Here is a 7,493-nt window from a genome sequence, read left to right on the forward strand (position 1 = left end):
TGTTAGGCTAAAGCCGTAACATCTAAAAAGCCACTAAAAAAACGAGTGACACAGTTCTGTTTACACTCCCTTAGCTACTCGACTTAGTGCCTCACCATTAGCAATTTTGCTGCTGGCGAGGCTATTAGATGTGCAATGGTTTTCATAATAATTCTAGTTGATTTGTTTCTATATTCAAAACCTTAAGTCCTCTGATAGCCTCGAGTCTTTTACTTCCAGCAATATAGGAAAGAGAATAATCTTTATTTCGACTTTCCCTAAATTTACTTTCTTTATATGCTTTCTCTACGGATTCTTCCTTTATCTTTTCATTCAACAAATCTTTTCTGACAAAATAAGCATTGTTTCCTGCTAGATTACAGCAAACTAGAATATATCCTAATTCTACTGCAGCATTGTTCAGGGCTGGCAACGAAGCACCAAAAAATAAATTACTAAAATGTGCTTTTGTCCTATCAAAATGTTTATCATAAGGAACTGTAATCTGTCTATCTTTTCCGAAAACACTATTATATTCCATAATAATGATTGATGGATTTAATCTTGACATTTCAATTTCCTTTAATATATGGTAATCATTTCCATCAAGATCTATATGGAGTAACCCTATATCTGAGAAACCTGTACTTTCCAATAATGCATTGATATTAGCTTTGTCAATAAAAACGGCTTTTTGAGTTAGATTATATTGCCAATACCAACTTTGATTTTCAAGACTTTTCATTGCCTTATCCGAGCCATCCATAACAAATCCAGTCCAATTGTTATTCATCATCAAGAATCTTGTGTTTGATTCTAAATAATTTTCAACACCAAATTCTATGAAGATTTCATTCTTGATTTCTATATTTTTAATTAGATATTGAATAATTCCGTCATCACCGAATTGACTAAATATTTTAAATTCATAATCATTAATATCATTAGAATTTAGTAGGCATTGCTGTTTAGACAACATTGCTCCAATTGCCAATAAGGTTGCTTCATTATTTGCGCGGTTAAGTTTTGAAATAGAGTCGTTTATCAAATGTGATACCTTTTTTATTAATCTGCTCATTAATTTTTTATTGTTAATTACTTTTTCTAATTGTACAAAAACACTTTATCTAATAAAAATGTAGGTTTTAAAATTCCAGGTTAAAGAAAAGCCTAAGAAAGCTGGCCTCCATAGTGACCAAACAACAAAATACTCTTACCTATCATAAAGAAGTCCTTTAGATACCAAAATTAAGGAAATATTTAACAAAGTGGAGATATGCATCAACCTAGCCCACTAGAAAATTTACCTTCAACTTTGTGTGAGCTTTTCAAAAGCCCAAAATACACTTTTGAGAGGTGGCTGAACATATTAATAACGGGTGTATGACAAAGTGCACAACTTTTATCTACACCGGTTCTGGATGCGTTCATCAGGTAACAGCATCCGAAACAGAGAAATGACTTTGGAAGGCTGTTTTCATTAGAATTATTGCTTCTGAACCAGTAAGGCTAGATTAGATATGGTTTAGTGCACTTTGTCTTACACCCTTAATAACGTATCCGCCAGACGAACTACATGTTTGATTTTGTTTTGAAGTTCTGGGGGTAAAGGTCTTTGATACTTTTGTGGTTGATGGTCATGATTTTCTCCTGCGTGTGCCTGAGCCACTGGTAAGGATTGACCTCGTGCTTTTTGCAGCTGGCGAAGAAGGAGTAGATCATTCCGGCTCTCTTTGCCGCCTCATGGCTTCCTGCAAAGAGGTAGTTCTTCCTGCCCAGGGCCACGGGCCGGATAGCGTTCTCCACCAGGTTGTTGTCTATCTGCAGCTCTCCGTCATAGAGGTAGGCCGAGAGGGCATCCCAGCGGGCGATGCTATAGCTCATGGGGCTCTTGGGCAGCGTGTGCTTCACCTCCTCCACGAGCCACTTGCCCATCTGGTTGAGCAGAGGCAGAGACTTCTCGAGGCGCAGCTGTTTTACCTCACCTTCCGCACCCCTAAACTAAAAAACTGATAATACTGTTTTCTGCTGATACGCATTATACTATTGATTATGGGCGAGGGGTATAGCAGTAAAACACTTGACCATCTTGGTCTACTGAGCAGGGTTTGCCGCGAATTTGATATTGCCGGTCAGATAGACAAGCTTATTCCACCACAGAGCCAAGAGCAGCATGTCACCACAGGCCAGGCAGTGGTGGCCATGTTGCTCAACGGTCTGGGCTTTGTCAACCAGCGGCTCTATCTGGTGAGCAAATTCTTCGAGGACAAGCCGCTCGACAGGCTCCTGACGCCGGGCATAGCGGCTTCACACCTCAACGACGACCGGCTGGGAAGGGCGCTGGACGCTTTATACGCCCATGGTGTGTCAACCCTGTTTGCCTCTATTGCTTCCCAGACGATGCAGCAACTGGGCAAGCAGCCCAAGGATGCGCACCTGGACTCGACCACCTTTCTTGTCCACGGCAGCTACAACAGTGATAAAGGGGCAGAGACGGTGCTCCACCTGACCCATGGCCACAGCAAAGACCATCGCCCTGATCTGCCACAGGTTGCCTTGCAGCTTATCAGGGACCACTACAGCGGCATTCCCCTGCATATGGAGGCCTTGAACGAATTACAGCAGTGACAGCACGGCCTTCCGCTGTATGCGCCCCCCACCAGGGCTGACCAGCGGGCAATGCTCAGCATTCGGTGGTACTTGTGGAATAACCCCCAGCACCCGCAGCACTGAGGTCACGGTACGCTTGCCTAGGGCCAGGATGGCTCCCGCTAAAAGACGGCGCGCATAGGTAAAAACAGGTTTGGAAAATAGGCTCGAATAAGCTATCATTACCGAAAGGAACTCATCTGAGAGGCTATACATGGCAGGAATTGTTTGGTCACATTCCTAACTGTAGCACGAACTGGTAAGTTCTCTTTCTTTCAGTAAAATGTTAATGTCGAGCTAATGATGAAAATTACATTTATATTTGTGTTTAAATTTTAGTATTTTGAAAACAAAAAGTTTTATTAAATCCAATTTCTTAAGAAACAAGTTCTTTAATCAACAGGACGAACTTACCAATATTGCAAGAAAAAATGTGCTGTATTCTGTTATTTTCAGGGGCTTGGGGATGTTTTTTAATTTATTACTTGTACCTCTAACATTAGACTATTTTACCCCTCTTAATTATGGTATTTGGCTAACGCTAAGTTCGTTTCTCTACTGGTTAATTTTATTTGACTTTGGCATTTCAGGTGCATTTCGTAATAAGTATGCTGAGGCATTGGCTACAAAAAATTGGGATGCAGCCAAAATCTATGTTAGCACCTCCTATTTTACTATCTCTTGTATTGCAGTCTTATTGGCAGGAGTTTGTTATTTAGCGCTTCATACTGTTAACTGGATAAGTTTATTTAATTATCCGGCAGCTTTGTATAATGAATTACTTACCTTATTTTCGATACTCTCCCTTCTCTTCTGCCTAAGACTCATTTTTGGCCTTATAAATACCGTTTATTCCGCTAATAATAAATTTAGCCTCTCCAGTTTATTAGAGTTTTCAACCACATTACTGGTTTTGCTTACAATTGTGGTATTGAAACAATTTTCATATAATTCTTTATTTCTTGCAGGATTATTATATGGATTAATATTAGTAATTGTGCCTTTAGTTGCTAATGTTTGGAGCTTTACAGGTGCTTACCGTGCCTATTATCCCAGATGGCGCTTTGTAGATGTTCAATCTAGCGGTAACTTGTTAAAGTTAAGTAGCCATTTTTTCTTTTTGCAATTGTCGTTACTCCTCCTTTATTTCGGTAGCAACTTTATAATTAGTGCTCTACTTGGCCCTGAAGATGTAACCGTCTTCAATATACCTTATAAATTTCTTAGCATTCCCATCACATTATCCATCTTAATTTACAACCCCTATTTATCAGCGGCAACTTTCGCATATAACAACGGAGATACAGCATGGTTTAAGAAAACCTCTAAACATTTACTTTTTGTATGGCTTGGGCTTTCTTTTCTAACTGTAGTGTTTGTAATTGTTTCACCATTAATATTTACTATATGGATATCAAATAAAATTATCGTTCCTCTTTCAGTTACAATGCTAATTGGTGTTTTTGTAATTGTACATATGTGGAATAACCTCTTTGGGTATTTGCTTTTTGGAGTTGGTAAAATTCGAGTTCAACTTTACAGCTACTTAATAGGTGCATTTCTAATTATACCATTATCATATATGTCAACATCTACATTTAAATCAGGTTTAGAAGGTATTATTATTGCAAATATTGTATGCTTATTGCCATGTAGTGTTGCTTTACCAATTCAGTTAAACAAAATTATTAATAATACAGCTATAGGCTTATTTTCTAAATAACTCCAAAACTGATCTTGAATCTTGATAAAGGTAATTTATAGACAGCGACTTAATTTCTCATAAATCGAATTTGTACTGCTGCCTGTTCTAGAATAAAAGACGCAGAACATAAAACATAAGGTTTTTTTAATATGCTGTTAAAACAGACCAAGCTCAAGATTAAATACTGGCAGGTTCTAAAGCTGTTTATATTCAGGTATTAAATTTCAATAGTCCATTAAGAATTTAAGGCAATGTATATATGCAAAAAGTAGATCCACAAAGAGAATAATTCTTGATGTATTCTAAATATTTGTAAATCGTTTATAATCAAGTAATTTAATTTTCTCCTGATGTAGTCATCTAGTTTGAAAGCGGTTGGTAATATTTTTTTGCAAGTCTGCAGTCAGTCCGTACTTAGCAATAAATGCTTTAATAAAGATGAAAGCACCAAAAAGTAAAATACAAATATCAGATAGTCAAATGTTTAACCTTCTGAATTTTCAGTTAAAATCTTAACGGACTAATGCCAATATAACTTAATTTATATTTATCTAATGGCGTCAAATCATTTTTAAGTGATACAATTGATTTGAGTGTATAACATATTAAGGGGTATTGATATATTAATACTTCTAAAGAGAAGGTTCTATCTGGCTTAACGGCTGCTCGACTCGGTGCCCTTCTGCTGTTTTATTGCATAGTCTTGGCTCCGAGCGCTCAAGGCCGCGAGGCCTCAAGCCAAGGACTGGGATTTGTTCCATAGCCAACTCTGATGCCGTGCCATAGCCCTGTATAACAAATAATTGCTATATCAATACCCCTTATTATGTTATGCACTCAATTGATTTTAAGTGAAAATAATAATTTATGAAACGTTTGATAAAAAAAACGGTAGTGTTAAAGAAGTAATGCTGAAAAAAAATCTTTGAAATTGAGCCAAGAAATATCTCTCTTTCTTGCGAATTTAGGCAGATTCCGACTCAATATTCCGGATGAATTTTCAAACCAGCATTACTTCTTTAACACTACCAAAAAAACCATAGTAGTCATTGCTGAATTTGGGGCGCCATTAATTGTACTTTCTTCTTTATGGCAAAATTTTCAAGAATAGCAGGAACAAGGAATATTAGCAATAAAATATTCATGCAAATTGGTGTTTTACCAGTGCTTGATCATTACTATAATCCATTGATAAATCCCGAAAAGCATCTTTCAAAATCTTAAGAGAAGATAGAGAGTTGCCTGGAATTGATATAAATATAAAAGAGCAATTAAGTTTACTATCAAAATTTAATTATAATGGAGAACTTTTAAATTTCCCATTACACAAGAGCAACAATATTGACTATCATTATATTAATGAATCGTATGAGTCTGGAGATGCAGAATAGTTATATAGTATTATCAGGTATTTGAAGCCGAAACATATAATTGAAATTGGAAGCGATGACTCTACTTTAATGGTTAGAAATGCTGTTGATAAAAACAAGTTTGAGGATTCTGAATATGATTGTACACATATATGTATAGAGCCATATGAACAACCATGGATTGAGAAATTAAATATTGAACTTATAAGGAAAAAGTTGAATGCATTAATAAAGCAATATTCCAGCAATTAGAAGCTAATGACATATTATTCATAGATTCATCTCACATCATAAGACCTCAAGGTGATGTACTTTTTGAATACCTAGAGGTTCTCCCAACACTGAAGTCAGGAGTTATCGTACATGTACACGATATATTTACACCCAAAGACTATTTAAATGAATGGGTCTACAACAGACATTAACTGTGGAATGAACAATATTTATTAGAAGCCTTTCTTACATTCAATTCAGAGTTTAAGATCATAGGGGCACTAACCTTTTTGGCACATAATTATAGACAAGAATTTGAAAGTAAATGCCCAATTTTTGCTACTCAAAAGGAACGAGAGCCGGGATCCTTCTTGATAAGGTAAAAATAAAATACAGAATTATAAAGAAGAAATCAATGTTAATTAAATTTGGCTCATCTACGGTTTCAAGTTGCTACGTATAAATTAGCTATAAACCATTATTAATTTGGCCATGAATCTAGCAGTTCCTCTCCATGAAATTGTTGACGACCGCTTGTGCTATGAGAAGGTAAGGGAGTTTCGTTTGGCAGCGGGTGTAAAATGCCCTTACTGCCGCAGCCCCCACCATAAACGTCATGGATACCATAACAGCAGTACGTCCCGTTATCGCTACCAGTGCAAGGGGGGCAGAAGTATTTCGACGATCTGACGCACACAGTTTTCCAAGGCCATCACCAGCCGCTGAAGGTGTGGATATTTTGCCTCTACCTGATGAGCATGAACCTGTCCAACGCCCAGATAGCCAAAGAACTGGGTATTAGCCAGAGCGTAAGCCAGGCCATTACGAGCCTTCCGCGGGAGGGTGTCTACGAGAAGCGCCCGCAGGAGGTGCTGGAGGGGGAAGTGGAGTTCGATGAGCTCTATGTGGTGGCAGGGCATAAGGGACACCCGGAGGCTGTTAAAAAAAAGGGCGCCCGCCCAGGAGGAGGCGCCTGAGGGGCAGGCGCGGGCGCGGCACAGCCGCAGAGGACAAGCCACCGGTGCTGGGCATGCTCCAGCGGGGCGGCTGCGTTGTGATCAAAATGCTGGATGATGTGCAGCAATAGACCATCAGACCCATCATTGAGCGAGTGGTGAAGGCGGGCAGCAAGGTCTACACCGATGAGTACAGCATCTACCACTGGCTGGCGGCAGGCTATGAGCACAAGCAGGTCAACCACAGGCGGGGGGAGTACGCACGGGATGAGGATGGAGACGGTAAGTGCGAGGTGCATGTAAACACGATGGAGTGCTTCTGGTCTTTGCTAAGGCCCTGGCTGCGGCCGCACCGCGGTATCTCACAGGAGCAGTTGCCCTACTATCTGGGCTTCTTCGAGTTTCTGCACAACATCAGGAAAAGAGGAGACCAAGTCTTGGCTGCTCTAATCGCATTACTTATAGCAACTTGAAACTAAATATGAGCCTTAAAATTTTAATATTGATTCAGGCGTGGCAGCCGAAACATTGTTTACAGAATCGATTTTAAGTACTCTACCCAACTAAAAATTGAGGTTTGAGATTGAGGGTTTTAAAAAAGAACAGGAAAGCAGAACTTTG

The 7,493-nt window shown here is 38.8% G+C and carries 7 protein-coding genes and 1 pseudogene; 5 read left to right on the plus strand and 3 right to left on the minus strand.

Annotated elements, in window-relative coordinates; genetic code table 11:
* Positions 1 to 142: 142 nt before the first annotated feature.
* Positions 143 to 1,057: an FkbM family methyltransferase gene (locus tag FVR03_RS23275; RefSeq protein WP_147924177.1), complete on the minus strand. Its 915-nt coding sequence runs from the start codon at positions 1,055 to 1,057 to the stop codon at positions 143 to 145.
* Between the two features lie 494 nt (positions 1,058 to 1,551).
* Positions 1,552 to 1,962: pseudogene (locus tag FVR03_RS23280) on the minus strand (IS66 family transposase); the annotation flags it as partial.
* 69 nt (positions 1,963 to 2,031) lie between these two features.
* Here FVR03_RS23280 and FVR03_RS23285 point away from each other — a divergent pair.
* Complete coding sequence (locus FVR03_RS23285; protein WP_147924178.1) at positions 2,032 to 2,607, plus strand: IS1634 family transposase; 576 nt, start codon at positions 2,032 to 2,034, stop codon at positions 2,605 to 2,607.
* Here the strand turns inward: FVR03_RS23285 and FVR03_RS24650 are convergent.
* Positions 2,596 to 2,844, minus strand: coding sequence for a hypothetical protein (locus FVR03_RS24650; RefSeq protein ID WP_187270281.1), 249 nt, complete (start codon positions 2,842 to 2,844; stop codon positions 2,596 to 2,598). The two genes, FVR03_RS23285 and FVR03_RS24650, sit on opposite strands and share 12 nt — an antisense overlap.
* A 127-nt stretch (positions 2,845 to 2,971) precedes the next feature.
* Between FVR03_RS24650 and FVR03_RS23290 the strand changes: the two genes are divergently transcribed.
* The 4 genes from FVR03_RS23290 (at position 2,972) to FVR03_RS24825 (ending at position 7,345) form a co-directional block, all read left to right on the plus strand.
* Positions 2,972 to 4,351, plus strand: a complete 1,380-nt coding sequence (locus tag FVR03_RS23290; protein ID WP_147924179.1) for a lipopolysaccharide biosynthesis protein — start codon at positions 2,972 to 2,974, stop codon at positions 4,349 to 4,351.
* Positions 4,352 to 5,939: 1,588 nt separating this feature from the next.
* Positions 5,940 to 6,128 (plus strand): class I SAM-dependent methyltransferase, encoded by a 189-nt coding sequence (locus FVR03_RS25270; protein ID WP_369410476.1) that lies wholly within the window; start codon positions 5,940 to 5,942, stop codon positions 6,126 to 6,128.
* A 444-nt stretch (positions 6,129 to 6,572) separates the two neighbouring features.
* The gene (locus FVR03_RS24820; protein WP_222707303.1) at positions 6,573 to 6,893 is read left to right on the plus strand and encodes a hypothetical protein; all 321 of its coding nucleotides are present in this window, start codon (positions 6,573 to 6,575) and stop codon (positions 6,891 to 6,893) included.
* A 122-nt stretch (positions 6,894 to 7,015) separates the two neighbouring features.
* Positions 7,016 to 7,345, plus strand: coding sequence for a transposase (locus FVR03_RS24825; protein ID WP_304608233.1), 330 nt, complete (start codon positions 7,016 to 7,018; stop codon positions 7,343 to 7,345).
* Positions 7,346 to 7,493: the final 148 nt, after the last annotated feature.

Origin of the sequence: Pontibacter qinzhouensis, from assembly GCF_008017455.1 — a bacterium.
In the GTDB taxonomy this organism is placed as follows: Bacteria; Bacteroidota; Bacteroidia; order Cytophagales; family Hymenobacteraceae; genus Pontibacter; species Pontibacter qinzhouensis.